Source organism: Clostridium sp. BL-8 (assembly GCF_002006495.1).
Lineage (GTDB): Bacteria > Bacillota > Clostridia > Clostridiales > Clostridiaceae > Clostridium.
Genome location: NZ_LZZL01000070.1, coordinates 1 through 14668, shown reverse-complemented (window position 1 = coordinate 14668; position 14668 = coordinate 1). Strand labels below are relative to the sequence as shown.

The following is a 14668-nucleotide window of genomic DNA, read 5'->3' as shown; positions in this document are numbered from 1 at the left end:
AATGTTGTATATAATGAGAATATAGCGAAATTAATAAAATGATTGGAGGAAGTAAAATGAAGCTATATGAGTTGTTAAAAGATATGAAATATGAGCTGATTAGTGGAAATGTTGATATAGATGTTGCTAATATAAGTTATGATTCAAGGAAGGTAATAGAGGGTTCGATGTTTGTATGCATAAAGGGGGCTAATGTAGATGGACATGATTATATAAAAGAGGCGATTAAGAAAGGCGCTTTAGCAATAGTGATTGATGAAGAATTAGAACTTAAAAGTAGAAATATAACACTGATAAAGGTTGAAAATTCAAAGATAGCGTTAGCAAGTTTAGCTAGTTCATTCTATAATAAGCCATCTAAAGAAATTAATTTAGTTGGAGTTACAGGAACTAATGGGAAAACTACAGTAATACATTATATTAAAGATATACTAGAAGCTAATAAAAAGAGAACGGCTATAATTGGAACTTTAGGGTATGAATTTGAAGAAAAAGAGGCAAATATAGAAAAAGTTAATCCGACCACGCCTGAAGCATTAGAACTACAAGGATTATTTAGAGAATTTAAGAATAAAGGTGCGGAGAATGTTATTATGGAGGTAACATCTTCAGCTCTAGCAAAATATAGAGTGGAGAATTGTAATTTTAATGTTGGGGTGTTTACAAATTTATCTCAAGACCACCTTGACGAACATGGCACAATGGAAAACTATAAAAATGAGAAAATAAAATTGTTTAAAAAATGCTCAATAGGAATTATAAATTTAGACGATAAAATCTCTGAAGAAATTATAAAAAAAGCTACGTGTAAAATTTTAACTTATGGAATAAATAAAGAGGCAGATATTAGAGCTACTGATATTAAGTATAAAAATGATTCGGTTTTATTTAAAGTTAACTTTAAGGATGTAACGAAAGAAGTAGAAGTAAACATTCCAGGAAAAGTAACAGTCTATAACGTTTTGGCGGCTATAGGAGGGTGTATTGGCCTTGGAGTGAGTATTTCTGATATTGTAAAAGCAATGCCAAATATTAAATATGTTTCCGGAAGGCTTGAAATGATAAAAAACAGTGCTAATAAAAGCGTAATAGTAGATTATGCTCATACACCAGATGCCCTAGAGAGATTATTGATGATGGCAAGAGAGACTACACAGGGAAGAATTATAAGTATATTTGGTTGTGGAGGAGATAGAGATAAGTCCAAGAGAAAAGTAATGGGGATGGCAGCAGGAATATTATCTGATTACTGCATTATAACCTCAGATAATCCAAGAAGTGAAGAGCCTATGAGGATTATAGAAGATATTGAAGAAGGGATGCTTAGCATAAATTCAACTTATGAGAAGATTGTTGATAGAAGAAAAGCTATTGAAAGAGGATTAAAACTATTAAAAGATGAGGATTTATTAATAATTGCAGGAAAAGGACATGAAAATTATCAAATAATAGGAAAAGAGAGAATACATTTTGATGATAGAGAAGTAGTTAAAGAACTTTTAAGATAAGTAATTCTTATTGGAAGAGGTCATTTAATATAAGTGAAATGCTTATTTTGAAGCAAAGAAGGATATTATAATAATGTTTGTTTAGATGAATTTTTTTAAGCTGTACTAGGAATATAGATATAGAAGACAAAGTATCGTATCCAATTTGTGCAGTTTATTTTTATATAAAAAATTAGTATGTCTATAATATTAGAGAATATAAAATTATAAAAAATAATGTTTTTGAATTATGATTTTAAGTTAATGTAGTATAATTTAGATAATAATAAAATTAATAGAGTTGCATGGAGGAATTGGCTGAATGAGAAAAGGTTTCAACATAGATGAGTTTTTAGGAAAATATCCTCAGACGAAAGAAATGATTTTAAAAAATAGTATTGATAGCGATAATTTGAAAGAAATCTATGAAGACTATATAGATTATAAGAATTCTTATGAAAATCAGGCAGGATTTATAGCAAATATTTTACGTTCGCAAAAAAATGTACATTCGGTTAAATCAAGAATTAAAGATCCAGAGAGATTAATAGAAAAGATAATAAGAAAAACTGAAGACAGAAAAAATAAATATGGGAATGATTTTGAATTTACAGTAGATAATTATAAGAACGAAATAAATGATTTAATTGGAATTAGAGTGATACATATATTTAAAGATCAATGGCAAGGAATACATGAATTTATTTTAAAAACATGGAAGGTTATCGAGATTACTGCTAATGTTAGAGAAGGTGATAATATTGAGGTTTTTGATGATCCAAACATTGAAGTAAGATCAAAAGCTTCGGGGTATCGTTCAGTTCACTATTTAGTAGAATTTTATCCAACCAATAAAAAAGTTATTGCAGAAATACAAGTTAGGACTATTTTTGAAGAAGGGTATGGAGAGATAGATCATAGGTTAAGATATTCGCATGATGAAATTCCGGAGATTCTTAAATCGAATTTATTGCTTTTTAATAGAATAGTAGGAAGTGCAGATGAAATGGCATCATTGATAAATAATATAAGCAAGGAATGGGGTGAAAAGGAAGTGAATTATAAGAAATTAATACAAGAGCAGGAAGCTGAAATAAATAGATTAAAAAGTAAAATGACATGGATAGATGTTGAAAATAATTCTTAATATATAAATTTAAATGAAATGCTAAAAACAATAATAAATCTTCCATTAAAAAGTGGTTTTTTCAATAAAAACATGTTTGATTTTGTCAAAATATGATATACTAATAGTAACCCTAATAAATATTCAATGATTACCCTTTAATAATTTTCTCTCTCTCGTAAAAGCAGTAAATAAGAAATTCTTATTTGCTGCTTTATTTAGGCACAATTTAAAAAAAATAAATTAATATTTTCTTTTGCATGTCTAAAAAAGACTATGCAGATAATATTTTTTTGTTATAATAAAACATGTATATTACATAGTAATTTTATAAGAAAAGTGCGAAAGTAATAAGTTATATTAAAATTAATAATAAGTTATTAGCGCATTTAAATTCTGGTGCAAATTGTATCCTAGAGATATTATTTTCTTTAATATGCTTAACTGGATAGTTTTTTATAATTGAGGATACAAATTTAAAGAGAAGGAGATTATCATGGAAGTTTATTTTGATAATAGTTCGACAACAAAGCCTACTGAGGATGTAATAGATGAAGTAGCTTTGGGTATGAAAGAGTTTTACGGGAACCCATCAGCTTTGCATAATATAGGTTTAAAAAGTGAAAGAAAGCTTAAAGAATGTAGAGAGATATTAGCTAGGACTATAAATGCCAGTGAAAATGAAATATACTTTAATTCAGGTGGAAGTGAAGGGAATAATTTAGTTCTTAAGGGGAGTCTAAAAGATGGAGTACATTTTATAACAACACCTTTCGAGCATGCTTCCATATTAAACACCATTAAAAAATTTGAAGATAAGGATGTTAAAGTAACATTCTTGAAGATAAAAGAAAATGGCAAGATTGATTTAGAACATTTAAAAAATTCTATAACTAAAGAAACTGTGTTAATTTCAATAATGCATGTTAATAATGAAATTGGAGTAATTCAAGATTTAGAAGAGATAGGCCAAATAATAAAAGAAAATAGTAATAGGGCTAAGTTTCATGTTGATGCAGTTCAAAGCTATGGAAAAATTTTTATAGATGTGAAGAAGATGAACATAGATTTCTTAACAGTAAGTGCTCATAAATTTCATGGGCCAAAGGGTGTAGGATTTATATATATTAAAAAACCTAATGCGCTCATTCCGTTAATAGAGGGAGGGGCTCAGGAATTTGGATTGAGAGCAGGAACACAAAATGTACCTGGAATTATGGGGATGAGTTTGGCTTCAAAAAATGCAAACCATAATATGAAAGAAAATTATGAGAAAGTTTTAAAGATAAAGAAAAAATTTATCGATAAATTAAGAGAGATACCAGATATAAGAATTAATAGCTTATTAAATGAAGAGTTCTCGCCATATATTTTAAACGTATCTTTTGTAGGTGCAAGAGGGGAAGTGTTACTTCACTTTTTAGAGGAAGCAGGAATATACGTATCGACAGGTTCAGCTTGTTCATCTAAAGAAAGGGAAAAAAATGGTGGAAGCTATGTTTTGAAAGCATTAGGCCTAAGTAAAGATGAAATATCTGGTGGAATTAGAATTTCTTTTTCTGATGATAACAGTGAGGAAGAAGTTGATTATGTAATGGAAGTCTTAGAAAAAGGACTTAAATTTTTAAGGAGGATTAAGAAATAATGAAAGAACTTATATTAGTAAAATATGCCCCGGAAATATTTTTAAAGGGATTAAATAGAGGGAAATTTGAGAGGAAATTAAGAGATAATATAGGAAAGAAGCTTGAAGGAATAACAGCAGAATTTATTCATGATAGTGGAAGATATTTCATTAAAACTGATGAAATAGAAGAAAGTATAAAGAGGATAAGCAAGGTATTTGGGATACTTGAGGTATGTTTAGTTAGAGAAGTTGAGCTAGATTTCAATAGTATACAGGAAGTTGCTTTAGAAAAGGTTAAAGAAGCCAAAGGAAGTACCTTTAAGATTAACACTAATAGAGCTAATAAAAAGTTTGAGTTAAATTCTATGGAAGTTTCAAGAAAAGTTGGAGGCTATGTGCTTAGCAATTATGAGGGAGAAATAAATGTTGATGTTAAGAATCCTGAAATTTTGATTAATATTGAAATAAGAAATAATTATGCTTACATCTGGTCAAATGACGATATAACAAAAGCTGTTGCAGGTCTTCCTTATGGAATGAATGGCAGCACAATGCTCATGTTGTCTGGAGGGATTGATTCTCCAGTAGCTGGATACCTTATGGCAAAAAGAGGCGTAGAAGTAAGCTGTGTTTATTACCATAGCCATCCGTATACATCGGAGAGAGCCAAAGATAAGGTTAAAGATTTAGCTAAAATATTAGCTCAATATACAGAAAAGATAAATCTATATGTAGTTCCGTTTACAGATATACAAATGGAGATAATAAATAAATGTAGGGAAGATGAGCTTACTATTATAATGAGAAGGTTCATGATGAGAATAGCATGTGTTCTTGCAGAAAAGTATGGAATAAATTCAGTGAGTACAGGGGAAAGTATAGGTCAAGTAGCTAGTCAGACAATGGATGGACTTGTTGTGAGTGATGACTGTGCTGATAGGCCAGCATTTAGACCATTAATAGCTATGGATAAAACGGATATAATGGAAATAGCGAGAAAAATTGGTACATATGAAACTTCAATTCTTCCATACGAAGATTGTTGTACAATTTTTGTTCCAAAGCATCCAAAAACTAATCCTAAACTTGATATGATAAGAAAAGAAGAAGAAAAGTTAAATATAGATGAGTTAGTGTCTAATTCAATTGAAAATATTGAAGTTGTAACATTTTAATTTAAAATAAATACCTCAGGAATTTCCTGAGGTATTTATTATTAAGAAAAATAATATGTATATAAATGTTATAACAAATTGAAAAAAAAGTATTTATATGATATAGTAAATGTATACGGTTTGTATATTAAATGTAATGAATAAATTGTATTATTTATCAAAAAAATTAATAGAAATGGGGAATAAATCATGATAATAGTAAATTGCGCATTAAGACAAGATGATATTATAGGAATAGTAGAAGATATTGCTGTAGACAATGAAAAAGTTTTTAAATTTGTAAAAAAAGAAGGACTTAAATTATTCTTCGAAAGTACTCTTAGTGATGCTGAAAAAGCAGCTTCATTAGCAAAACAAACTATAAAAGGTACTGAACTTGGTAAGGCATTATTCTTTAGTGTAAATGCACAATAAAATGCTCATTTAAATTATAATAAAGAAAAATAGGGATGTAACTAGAACAAGTACATACCATTTATTAATAAACTAAAATTAAAAGCCTTAGCAGAGTCTATAATACTGCTAAGGCTTTTTTGTTATTTTAAGTTAGTTGCTTCTTTTTGAAAATTTATAAGCATCAATAGGGAATCAATTAAAGTTCCATATAAATAGTTAGTGGATTTAAGTTAATAATATAATTTATCACTATGTTATATAATAGTGAAATAGGGGATAAAAATCAACATAATAGCAAATAATAAATAAAAAGTTAAGAGTAAATTAGGGATAGCACTATGAATTAAATATATTTAATAATGAAAATACTATCTAAAAATTAAATAAGAAATATGAAGAAATATTTGAAAAATGTGCTTAAAATCATTGACACATATTATGAAATGAGATATCATAATTTTAATAACAATTTAGCGTGCTAAAGTGATAGAACGATAAAGAGAATTAAATAGCAATAAGTAAATGGCGGGGTGGAAAATGAGTAAGAGAAATATGATTCCAGAAGGAACAAGAGATTTAATATTAGATGAATGTACTATAAAAAGAAATTTAGAGAGGAATGTTGACGGTCTTTTTGAAAAGTGGGGATACAAAGAGGTTATAACACCAACATTAGAATTTTATGAGACGTTCAATTATAACTCTCAGTCATTAAGAGAAGAAGATATGTACAAGTTCTTTGATAATAGAGGAAGAATATTGGTACTACGACCAGACATGACGATTCCTATAGCTAGGGTAGTAGAAACTAAGTTGAAGGATGTAGGATTACCCATAAAACTTCGATATACTTCGAACGTATTTAGAGTTCATGAGAGTCTTGGTGGAAAAAGAAATGAATATACAGATTGTGGTGTTGAATTCGTAGGATTAGAAGATAAAAAGTCTGATTTGGAAATTTTGGTATTAGCTTTAGAAGCTTTAAAGAAATTAGGCTTAAAGGATTTTAAATTAGAAATAGGAAACATTGGATTCTTTAATGGGGCATTTAGAAATTTAGAAATAGATCAAAAGTATAAAGAAATTATTGCACGGTTTATAGAAGATAAAAATCTAAAGAGTTTGGAAGAATATCTAGCAAATCTAGATATTAAAGATGAATATAAAAGATTCTTCAATAAGCTGCCATGGATGTTTGGAGATAAGCAGATCCTTGAAGAAGCAAAGAAATTAGCATTTAATGAAGACATAAAGGAAAATTTGGAATATTTAGAGATGTTATATTTTGAACTTAATGAATTAGGATATGGAGAAAATATAACTTTTGATTTAGGAATGGTTCCGGGTTTAAATTATTATACTGGGATTATATTCAGAGGTTATGGTGAAGGGGTAGGAAATACACTTTTAAGAGGTGGAAGATATGATAACTTAATTAATATTTCTAAAAGTAGCATTCCAGCAGTGGGGTTTTCTATAGATATTAACTCTGTAATTCCAATAGTAAAGCTTAATAATAATTTGCTAAATAAAGATGAATATAAGATATATTATTGTGAAAGGGATACAATTGAAGCTATAAGAAAAAGTGAAGAACTTAGAAGTAAAGGATATATAGTTGATTTATTGCCAAAAGACGATATTAAAGAAATAAAAATAGTTAAAAGTGGGGAAATGTAAAATGAGCATAAGCATAGCATTGACAAAAGGAAGACTAGAGGAAGAAACAATTAAAATTTTAGATAAAGCTAACTTTGATCCTTCAGAATTAAAAAATAAAGGAAGAAAATTAGTATTTAGAGATAAAACACAAGATATAAAGTATTTTTTAGTAAAGGCTGCTGATTCAATAACATATGTAGAACATGGTGTAGCAGATCTTGGGGTTGTCGGCAAAGATACCATTTTAGAAAGTGATAATAACTGTTATGAAGTATTAGATTTAGGCTTTGGAAAATGCGGATTTATAGTAGCATCATTGCCAGAAAATGATATATTCAAGAAGGTTGGGCATATAAAGATTGGAAGTAAATATCCTAAGGTTGCCAAAAGTTATTTTAAGGAAAAAGGCATGGATGTCGAAGTTATAAAAATAGAGGGATCTGTAGAGCTTGCTCCAATTCTTGGTTTATGTGATGGTATAGTAGATATAATGGAAACAGGTACGACATTAAAAGAAAACGGATTAGTTGTCTTAGACAGAATTTGTGAAATAAGCGCTAGATTAATTGTTAACAAGGCTAGTTTTAAAATGAAGCAAAATGAAATTTGGGAGTTTATAGATAAAATTAAAAAAGTTATTAATAATTGACAAAATTCATGAAATGTTGATAATTATAAGTATCATATTTTTAATAATTAACAAAAAAAAATTAATAAAATTGCAATAATGATTTTACATTTAATGTTTTACTGTTAGAGAAAAGGGGGCTATCTATTATATGTTAAGTTTGATAAAAATTACGGAAGGTAATAAGAAGAGCTTGATAAGTGAACTTAAAGGCAGAATTACAGAAACAGAGCAAGATGTAATTTTATCGGTGACAAGTATTTTATCAAAGGTAAAAAAAGAAGGAGATAAAGCACTATTTGAATTTACTAAATCATTTGATAAAGTGGATCTTAAAAATTTAAAAGTGTCCGCTAAGGAATTGGATGAATGTTTTAGTAAAGTCGATGATGATTTTCTTAAGGCCTTAGAAGAAGCAAAGGCAAATATAGAAGAATATCATAAAAAACAAAAATCAAATGGTTTTTTACTAACTAAGGATAAAGGTGTTTATTTAGGACAAAGAGTTCTTCCACTTGAAAAAGTTGGAGTATATGTCCCAGGAGGAACAGCTGCATATCCATCTTCAGTACTAATGAATGTAATACCTGCAAAGGTTGCAGGTGTAAGTGAAATTATAATGGTGACTCCGCCGGACAAGGATGGCGGTATTAATCCATATATAGGAGTAGCAGCTAAAGTTGCTGGAATAGATAAAATATATAAAGTTGGAGGAGCACAAGCAGTTGGGGCTTTGGCTTATGGAACAGAAAGTATTGAGAAAGTTGATAAAATTGTGGGGCCTGGAAATTTATTTGTCGCTACTGCAAAGAAATTAGTATTTGGAGAAGTTGATATTGATATGATTGCAGGGCCTAGTGAAATTTTAGTCATTGCAGATGAAGAATCTGATCCTAGCTTTGTGGCAGCAGACTTAATGTCACAAGCAGAACATGATAAGTTGGCATCTGCTATATTAGTTACAACATCTAAAGAGTTATATGAAAAAGTTGAAGTTGAATTAGAAAAACAAGTTAGAACTCTTGAACGCGAAGATATAATAAGGACATCGCTTAATGATTTCGGGAATGCTATAATTTGTAAGGATATTGAGGAGTGCATTGACATTTCTAATGCAATTGCACCTGAGCACTTGGAAATTATGGTTGATGATCCTATGAGATATTTAGGTATGGTTAAAAATGCTGGATCTGTATTCTTAGGAAGGTATTGTCCAGAACCTATAGGCGATTATTTTGGAGGAACAAATCATGTATTGCCTACAAGCGGAACAGCAAGATTCTTTTCACCTTTATCAGTTGATAGTTTTATAAAGAAATCATCGTTCATCTATTATTCAAAGGAAGCAATTAAGGAAAATGGAGAAAAAATCATAACATTGGCTAATAAAGAAGGTCTAACAGCTCATGCTAATTCTGTGAAAGTGAGATTGAATAATGGGAATTTATAATGAGTATATCAATGCTTATGATGAATATACCATAAATCTAGATAGTAATGAAATTTATCTAGAGATGAATGAAAATATATTAATGAAAATGAAATCTTGTTTAATCAATACAGAATTGCACAGATATCCTACAAATGAAATGAAAACTATAAAAGAACTATATGCAAGATATGCAGATACACAGAGTAAAAATATTATTGTAGGAAATGGGTCAGATGAAATGATAGAGCTTGTAATAAGCAAGACGATTAAACAAGGAAAGAAAGCATTAACTTTAGGACCTGATTTTGTAATGTATGATTTTTTTGTATCAAGATTTGGCGGTGAACTCACAAAATATGATATAGGTAAAACTATGAAGTTTAATGTGGATGAATTTATTAAGATTGGAGAGCAAGAAGATATTGATTTAATTATTTTTTCAAATCCTAATAATCCTACGGGAATAGGTATTGGAATAGAAAATATAGTTTCTATATTAGAGGCATTTAAAGATAAAGTAGTTCTTATAGATGAGGCATATTATGAATTTCATGGGAAGACAATGATTCCGTATATAAATAAATATAAGAATTTAATTGTTACACGAACACTTTCAAAGGCATGGGGGCTTGCGTCGTTAAGAGTTGGATTTTTAATTACTAATGAAGAAAGCATATGCGAGCTGTTAAATTATAAAGTTCCTTATACAATGAGTTCGTTTTCTCAAAATTTAGCTTCTATTGTTTTAAGGTATCCAGAAAATGTTGTTAATAATGCAAAGCAAATAATTGAACAAAGAGAAGAATTATATAAAAACCTTAAAAAAGTTCAAAAAAATGCTGCGATGAATATACAGTTTTACCCATCAAAAGGTAATTATATATATGGAAGAACACCACATAAGGATGCTCTTATAAAAGGACTTGAAGATAATGGTGTTATTATTAGAGATTTTAGAGATGATACCTTTAGAATTACTGTAGGATCTCCTATGCAAAATAGAAAAGTAGTGGATGTCATTAAAAAAATTTTCTTATACTAATTATGATAAGAAAAGCAAAAAAGCATAGTATCAAGGGGGCTGATATTTTGGAAAGATACTCAAAAAAAGAAAGAACAACAAATGAGACTAGTATTAAGTTAGAAGTTAATTTAGATGGAAGCGGAAATAGTGAAATAAATACAGGAATAGGTTTTTTTGATCATATGTTAACATTGTTTTCATTTCATGGAAAAATAGATTTGAAAATATTGGCTAAGGGAGACCTGGAGATATGTGATCATCATACAATAGAGGATATTGGAATAACTCTTGGAGAGGCATTTAAAGAAGCTTTAGGAAATAAAGAAAATATAAATAGATATGGAACATTTTATGTACCAATGGATGAGACTTTGGCATTAGTATCATTAGATATAAGTAATAGACCGTTTCTGGTTTTTGATTGTGATTTTAAAAGGGAAATGGTTGGTGAAATGGCTACTGAAATGGTAATTGAGTTTTTTAGAGCTTTTGCGTTTAATGCAGGACTAACACTTCATTTGAAAGTTTTATATGGAGAGAATGATCATCATAAAATAGAAGCGTTATTTAAAGCTTTTGGAAGGGCAATTAAAGAAGCTAAATTCAGAAGTGATGCAAATGGAATACCGTCAACAAAAGGAAGTCTTTAGGGCAGTTTACAGTTCTGGAACAGATCGCTGACAAGATTTGAAAAGTATATTTCAATATTAAACTGTAATTACTAACTTAGCGAATGGGGGGATTTAATGATAGTTATAATAGATTATGGGATGGGAAATTTAAGAAGCGTTAAAAATGCACTTGATTTTCTTGAACTTCAGAGTAAAATTTCAGCTAGTGCTGAAGAAATAAAAAAAGCGGATGCATTGATATTACCAGGGGTCGGTGCTTTCCCTGATGCAATGGAAACAATTGAAAGATTATCATTAGACAAAGTAATAAAAGAAGAGGTAAGTAAGAATAAGCCGCTTCTTGGAATCTGCCTTGGCATGCAGTTATTATTTGAAAAGGGCTTTGAAGGGATCGAAAAAAAGGGTCTTGGATTATTAAAAGGCAGTATAATAAAAATGAAGGAAGATAAAGAAAACAATATTAAAATTCCTCATATAGGTTGGAACAATCTAATATATAATCAAAAAGATGTATTATTTGATTCAATTGATGAAGGCGAATTTGTTTATTATGTTCATTCATATTTTGCTCAAAATTATAATGATGATGATTTAATAGCTTACAGCCAATATGGAGAAAATAAAATTCCAGGAGTAGTTAGACACAATAATATCATGGGGGCTCAATTTCACCCTGAAAAAAGTGGAACTGTAGGCTTGAAGATTTTGAAAAATTTTGGGGAGATGATTAAATGATAATTTTACCTGCTATAGATATAATTGATGGGAAGCCAGTTAGGTTATATCAAGGGGATTATGATAGAAAAGAAATAGTTGCAGATGATATATTTGAAACAGCTAAATCTTTTGAAGATATAGGAGCAGAATATATACATCTTGTTGATTTGGATGGAGCAAAAAGTGGAAGTAATGAAAATCATGAACTTGTAATAAAAATTGCTAATATGCTAGAAACTCCTGTAGAACTTGGTGGAGGAATACGTTCTTTTAATACTATAAAGTATTTGCTAGATAATGGAGTATCTAGAGTAATTCTTGGAACAATAGCCCTTGAGGATGAAGAACTATTAAAAGAAGCAGTAAAAGTGTATGATGAAAAGATTGCAGTTGGAATAGATTGTAAGGATGGGAAAGTATATGGTAGAGGCTGGCTTTCAGGAAGTGATTTAGATTATGTTGATTTTGCAAAGAATATGGAAAAAATCGGTGTTAAAAATATAATTGTAACAGATATAACTAAGGATGGAACTTTGGAAGGACCTAATCTAGAGATGCTTAAAAAGTTGAAGGAAACAGTTAATATTAATATTACTGCCTCAGGTGGAATTAGAGATATAAATAATATAAAAGATTTAATGGACATAAATTTATATGGTGCAATAACAGGTAAAGCAATATATGCAAAAACACTATCATTAAAAGAAGCAATAAAAGTCTCTAAAAATAATATAAACAAATAATTGAAAGACTATAATTTTTAGAATCGAGTTAAATAATAAAGATATATAAGTAGCTAATTGATAAAAGCGCAATTGGTAGAGCAATAAAATAGGCATTAGGACATTATGCAAGTATTTTAATATTATTGCAAATTGTAACTCGTAAATAACTGTAAATTGTAAACTGATTAAGGGGGGGCTTAAGGGATGCATACAAAAAGAATAATTCCTTGTCTAGATGTCAAAGAAGGAAGAGTTGTTAAAGGAATTAATTTTGAGGGATTAACAGATGTGGGTGATCCTGTTGTGCTAGCAGAACATTATAATAATCAAGGAGCAGATGAATTGGTTTTCTTAGACATAACTGCTACTCATGAAAAACGCGGAATAATGGAAAGAGTTGTCCAACGTGTAGCTGAAAAAATTTTTATTCCTTTCACAGTTGGCGGTGGACTAAAAACCTTGGAAGACATAAGGACAATATTAAGAGCTGGCGCAGATAAAGTAAGTTTGAACTCAGCAGCTGTAAGGAATAAGAAACTTATAAAAGAGGGAGCTTTTTATTTTGGAAATCAGTGCATAGTGTTAGCAGCAGATGCTAAAAAGAGAGTAGATAATACCGGTTGGAATGTTGTAATAAACGGAGGTAGAATTGATACGGGATTAGATTTATTAAAATGGATTGAAGAAGCTACCTCTCTTGGGGCTGGAGAAATTCTTTTAACATCTATGGATGCAGATGGAACAAAAAAAGGTTTTGATTTAGAATTGACAAAAGCAATAAGTAATGTAACTAACGTTCCGGTAATTGCATCAGGTGGATGTGGATGTTTAGAGGATTTTTATGATGTATTCAAAGATAATATAGCAGATGCAGCTCTTGCAGCTTCACTTTTTCACTATGGGGAATTAACGGTTAATGAAGTAAAAAACTATCTGTATAATAAAAAAATTCCTGTACGTTTGTAATTATATTATGAAGGATAAATTACATTTAAGTTTGGAAGGAGAACTTTAGATGGAAGTTTGTAAAAGAGTAGAACAAGTTGATTTTGAGAAGGGAAATGGATTAATTCCAGCTATAATACAAGATCATATAACTAAGGAAGTTTTAATGCTTGCATATATGTCAGCAGAAAGTTTAGGTAAAACATTAGAAGAAAATACTACTTGGTTTTATAGCAGAAGTAGAAAGGAACTTTGGAACAAAGGAGCAACTTCTGGACATTTTCAACATGTACAAGAAATAAAAATAGATTGTGATAATGATACTCTTTTAATACTTGTAGATCAAATTGGAGCTGCATGTCACACAGGAAATAAGAGTTGTTTTTATAGAGATTTATAATGAGTTAAAAATTAGAGGAATAATAAACTAGAAAACATCTTTTTAAGTAATTTAAAATAATATTGAATTTTGAAATTATAGATATATTGAAATTTTATTTAGTATCAGGGATTATTAAGGAAAGTCTTTGATTTTTAGGAATAGTTATGAATTTTTGATTGTAAACTTATTTGGATTCAAGTTTGGAGGATAAAGGATGAATGAGAATATTAAAGCTTTATATGATGTGATTTTGGAAAGAAAAATTAATGGTGGAGAAGGTTCCTATACAAATTACCTTTTTGAAAAGGGAATAAATAAAATATTAAAAAAAGTTGGAGAAGAATGCACAGAAGTTATAATAAGTTGCAAGGATGATAATAAGCAAGAACAAATAAATGAGATTTGCGATCTTACGTATCATTTATTAGTATTAATGGCTCAAGTGGGTATTTCAGTAGAGGAAATATCAGAGGAACTAGAAAAAAGAAGAAGCAAAATCAATAATTTTAAAGGGGAAAGAAAGCCTATAACAGATGTTTAATGTGAGTTTAAGGTGTTCTAATATTATGAAAAAGGATTGCTTTTTAAGTAATTCTTTTTTATTCTTTAGGAATTTATAATAAAGTTAAATCTATGGATAACTTATTGAAAAGGCCAATTAAGTAGGTTTTGTGTGTCAAAAAGAATAAAAAATAAATCTTATTCGCCTG

15 protein-coding genes are annotated in these 14668 nt (G+C 29.3%); all 15 read left to right on the top strand.

What is annotated here, in order from left to right; translation table 11 throughout:
* The first annotated feature begins 56 nt into the window (after nt 1–56).
* The 15 genes from CLOBL_RS20355 to hisE all read left to right on the top strand — a co-directional run bounded on the left by CLOBL_RS20355 (nt 57) and on the right by hisE (nt 14499).
* Entirely contained in the window at nt 57–1508 is a 1452-nt protein-coding gene (locus CLOBL_RS20355) for a UDP-N-acetylmuramoyl-L-alanyl-D-glutamate--2,6-diaminopimelate ligase (protein WP_077860700.1), read from the top strand.
* Nucleotides 1509–1809: 301 nt separating this feature from the next.
* Nucleotides 1810–2634, top strand: a complete 825-nt coding sequence (locus CLOBL_RS20350; RefSeq protein ID WP_077860699.1) for a RelA/SpoT domain-containing protein — start codon at nt 1810–1812, stop codon at nt 2632–2634.
* Between the two features lie 475 nt (nt 2635–3109).
* On the top strand, nt 3110–4258 hold the full coding sequence (locus tag CLOBL_RS20345) for a cysteine desulfurase family protein (RefSeq protein WP_077860698.1): 1149 nt from the start codon (nt 3110–3112) through the stop codon (nt 4256–4258).
* On the top strand, nt 4258–5415 hold the full coding sequence (gene thiI, locus CLOBL_RS20340; RefSeq protein ID WP_077860697.1) for a tRNA uracil 4-sulfurtransferase ThiI: 1158 nt from the start codon (nt 4258–4260) through the stop codon (nt 5413–5415). The genes CLOBL_RS20345 and thiI overlap by 1 nt, the downstream gene beginning before the upstream one ends.
* 189 nt (nt 5416–5604) lie before the next feature.
* Nucleotides 5605–5829 (top strand): hypothetical protein, encoded by a 225-nt coding sequence (locus CLOBL_RS20335; RefSeq protein WP_077860696.1) that lies wholly within the window; start codon nt 5605–5607, stop codon nt 5827–5829.
* 519 nt (nt 5830–6348) lie between these two features.
* Nucleotides 6349–7491, top strand: coding sequence for an ATP phosphoribosyltransferase regulatory subunit (gene hisZ / locus CLOBL_RS20330; RefSeq protein WP_077860695.1), 1143 nt, complete (start codon nt 6349–6351; stop codon nt 7489–7491).
* Nucleotide 7492: 1 nt separating this feature from the next.
* Nucleotides 7493–8122: an ATP phosphoribosyltransferase gene (gene hisG, locus CLOBL_RS20325; RefSeq protein ID WP_009169549.1), complete on the top strand. Its 630-nt coding sequence runs from the start codon at nt 7493–7495 to the stop codon at nt 8120–8122.
* Nucleotides 8123–8252: 130 nt separating this feature from the next.
* Complete coding sequence (gene hisD, locus CLOBL_RS20320; RefSeq protein WP_077860694.1) at nt 8253–9551, top strand: histidinol dehydrogenase; 1299 nt, start codon at nt 8253–8255, stop codon at nt 9549–9551.
* Nucleotides 9538–10575 (top strand): aminotransferase class I/II-fold pyridoxal phosphate-dependent enzyme, encoded by a 1038-nt coding sequence (locus tag CLOBL_RS20315; RefSeq protein ID WP_077860693.1) that lies wholly within the window; start codon nt 9538–9540, stop codon nt 10573–10575. The genes hisD and CLOBL_RS20315 overlap by 14 nt, the downstream gene beginning before the upstream one ends.
* 44 nt (nt 10576–10619) lie before the next feature.
* Complete coding sequence (gene hisB, locus CLOBL_RS20310; RefSeq protein ID WP_077860714.1) at nt 10620–11207, top strand: imidazoleglycerol-phosphate dehydratase HisB; 588 nt, start codon at nt 10620–10622, stop codon at nt 11205–11207.
* A gap of 96 nt (nt 11208–11303) precedes the next feature.
* Nucleotides 11304–11924 carry an imidazole glycerol phosphate synthase subunit HisH gene (gene hisH, locus CLOBL_RS20305; protein WP_077860692.1) on the top strand — a complete coding sequence of 207 codons (621 nt, stop codon included), beginning with the start codon at nt 11304–11306 and terminating at the stop codon, nt 11922–11924.
* Nucleotides 11921–12649, top strand: a complete 729-nt coding sequence (gene hisA, locus CLOBL_RS20300; protein ID WP_077860691.1) for a 1-(5-phosphoribosyl)-5-[(5-phosphoribosylamino)methylideneamino]imidazole-4-carboxamide isomerase — start codon at nt 11921–11923, stop codon at nt 12647–12649. Before hisH ends, hisA begins: the two co-directional genes overlap by 4 nt.
* Before the next feature lie 186 nt (nt 12650–12835).
* Nucleotides 12836–13597 (top strand): imidazole glycerol phosphate synthase subunit HisF, encoded by a 762-nt coding sequence (hisF, locus tag CLOBL_RS20295; protein ID WP_077860690.1) that lies wholly within the window; start codon nt 12836–12838, stop codon nt 13595–13597.
* Between the two features lie 49 nt (nt 13598–13646).
* Entirely contained in the window at nt 13647–13976 is a 330-nt protein-coding gene (hisI, locus tag CLOBL_RS20290) for a phosphoribosyl-AMP cyclohydrolase (RefSeq protein WP_009169556.1), read from the top strand.
* Nucleotides 13977–14172: 196 nt separating this feature from the next.
* Nucleotides 14173–14499 carry a phosphoribosyl-ATP diphosphatase gene (gene hisE / locus CLOBL_RS20285; protein ID WP_077860689.1) on the top strand — a complete coding sequence of 109 codons (327 nt, stop codon included), beginning with the start codon at nt 14173–14175 and terminating at the stop codon, nt 14497–14499.
* Nucleotides 14500–14668 lie beyond the last annotated feature (169 nt).

Excerpts from the sequence above, each read along its gene's own strand:
- CLOBL_RS20355 (WP_077860700.1), top strand. The coding sequence starts at position 57 with ATGAAGCTATATGAGTTGTTAAAAGATATGAAATATGAGCTGATTAGT.
- CLOBL_RS20350 (WP_077860699.1), top strand. The coding sequence starts at position 1,810 with ATGAGAAAAGGTTTCAACATAGATGAGTTTTTAGGAAAATATCCTCAG.
- CLOBL_RS20345 (WP_077860698.1), top strand. The coding sequence starts at position 3,110 with ATGGAAGTTTATTTTGATAATAGTTCGACAACAAAGCCTACTGAGGAT.
- thiI (WP_077860697.1), top strand. The coding sequence starts at position 4,258 with ATGAAAGAACTTATATTAGTAAAATATGCCCCGGAAATATTTTTAAAG.
- CLOBL_RS20335 (WP_077860696.1), top strand. The coding sequence starts at position 5,605 with ATGATAATAGTAAATTGCGCATTAAGACAAGATGATATTATAGGAATA.
- hisZ (WP_077860695.1), top strand. The coding sequence starts at position 6,349 with ATGAGTAAGAGAAATATGATTCCAGAAGGAACAAGAGATTTAATATTA.
- hisG (WP_009169549.1), top strand. The coding sequence starts at position 7,493 with ATGAGCATAAGCATAGCATTGACAAAAGGAAGACTAGAGGAAGAAACA.
- hisD (WP_077860694.1), top strand. The coding sequence starts at position 8,253 with ATGTTAAGTTTGATAAAAATTACGGAAGGTAATAAGAAGAGCTTGATA.
- CLOBL_RS20315 (WP_077860693.1), top strand. The coding sequence starts at position 9,538 with ATGGGAATTTATAATGAGTATATCAATGCTTATGATGAATATACCATA.
- hisH (WP_077860692.1), top strand. The coding sequence starts at position 11,304 with ATGATAGTTATAATAGATTATGGGATGGGAAATTTAAGAAGCGTTAAA.
- hisA (WP_077860691.1), top strand. The coding sequence starts at position 11,921 with ATGATAATTTTACCTGCTATAGATATAATTGATGGGAAGCCAGTTAGG.
- hisF (WP_077860690.1), top strand. The coding sequence starts at position 12,836 with ATGCATACAAAAAGAATAATTCCTTGTCTAGATGTCAAAGAAGGAAGA.
- hisI (WP_009169556.1), top strand. The coding sequence starts at position 13,647 with ATGGAAGTTTGTAAAAGAGTAGAACAAGTTGATTTTGAGAAGGGAAAT.
- hisE (WP_077860689.1), top strand. The coding sequence starts at position 14,173 with ATGAATGAGAATATTAAAGCTTTATATGATGTGATTTTGGAAAGAAAA.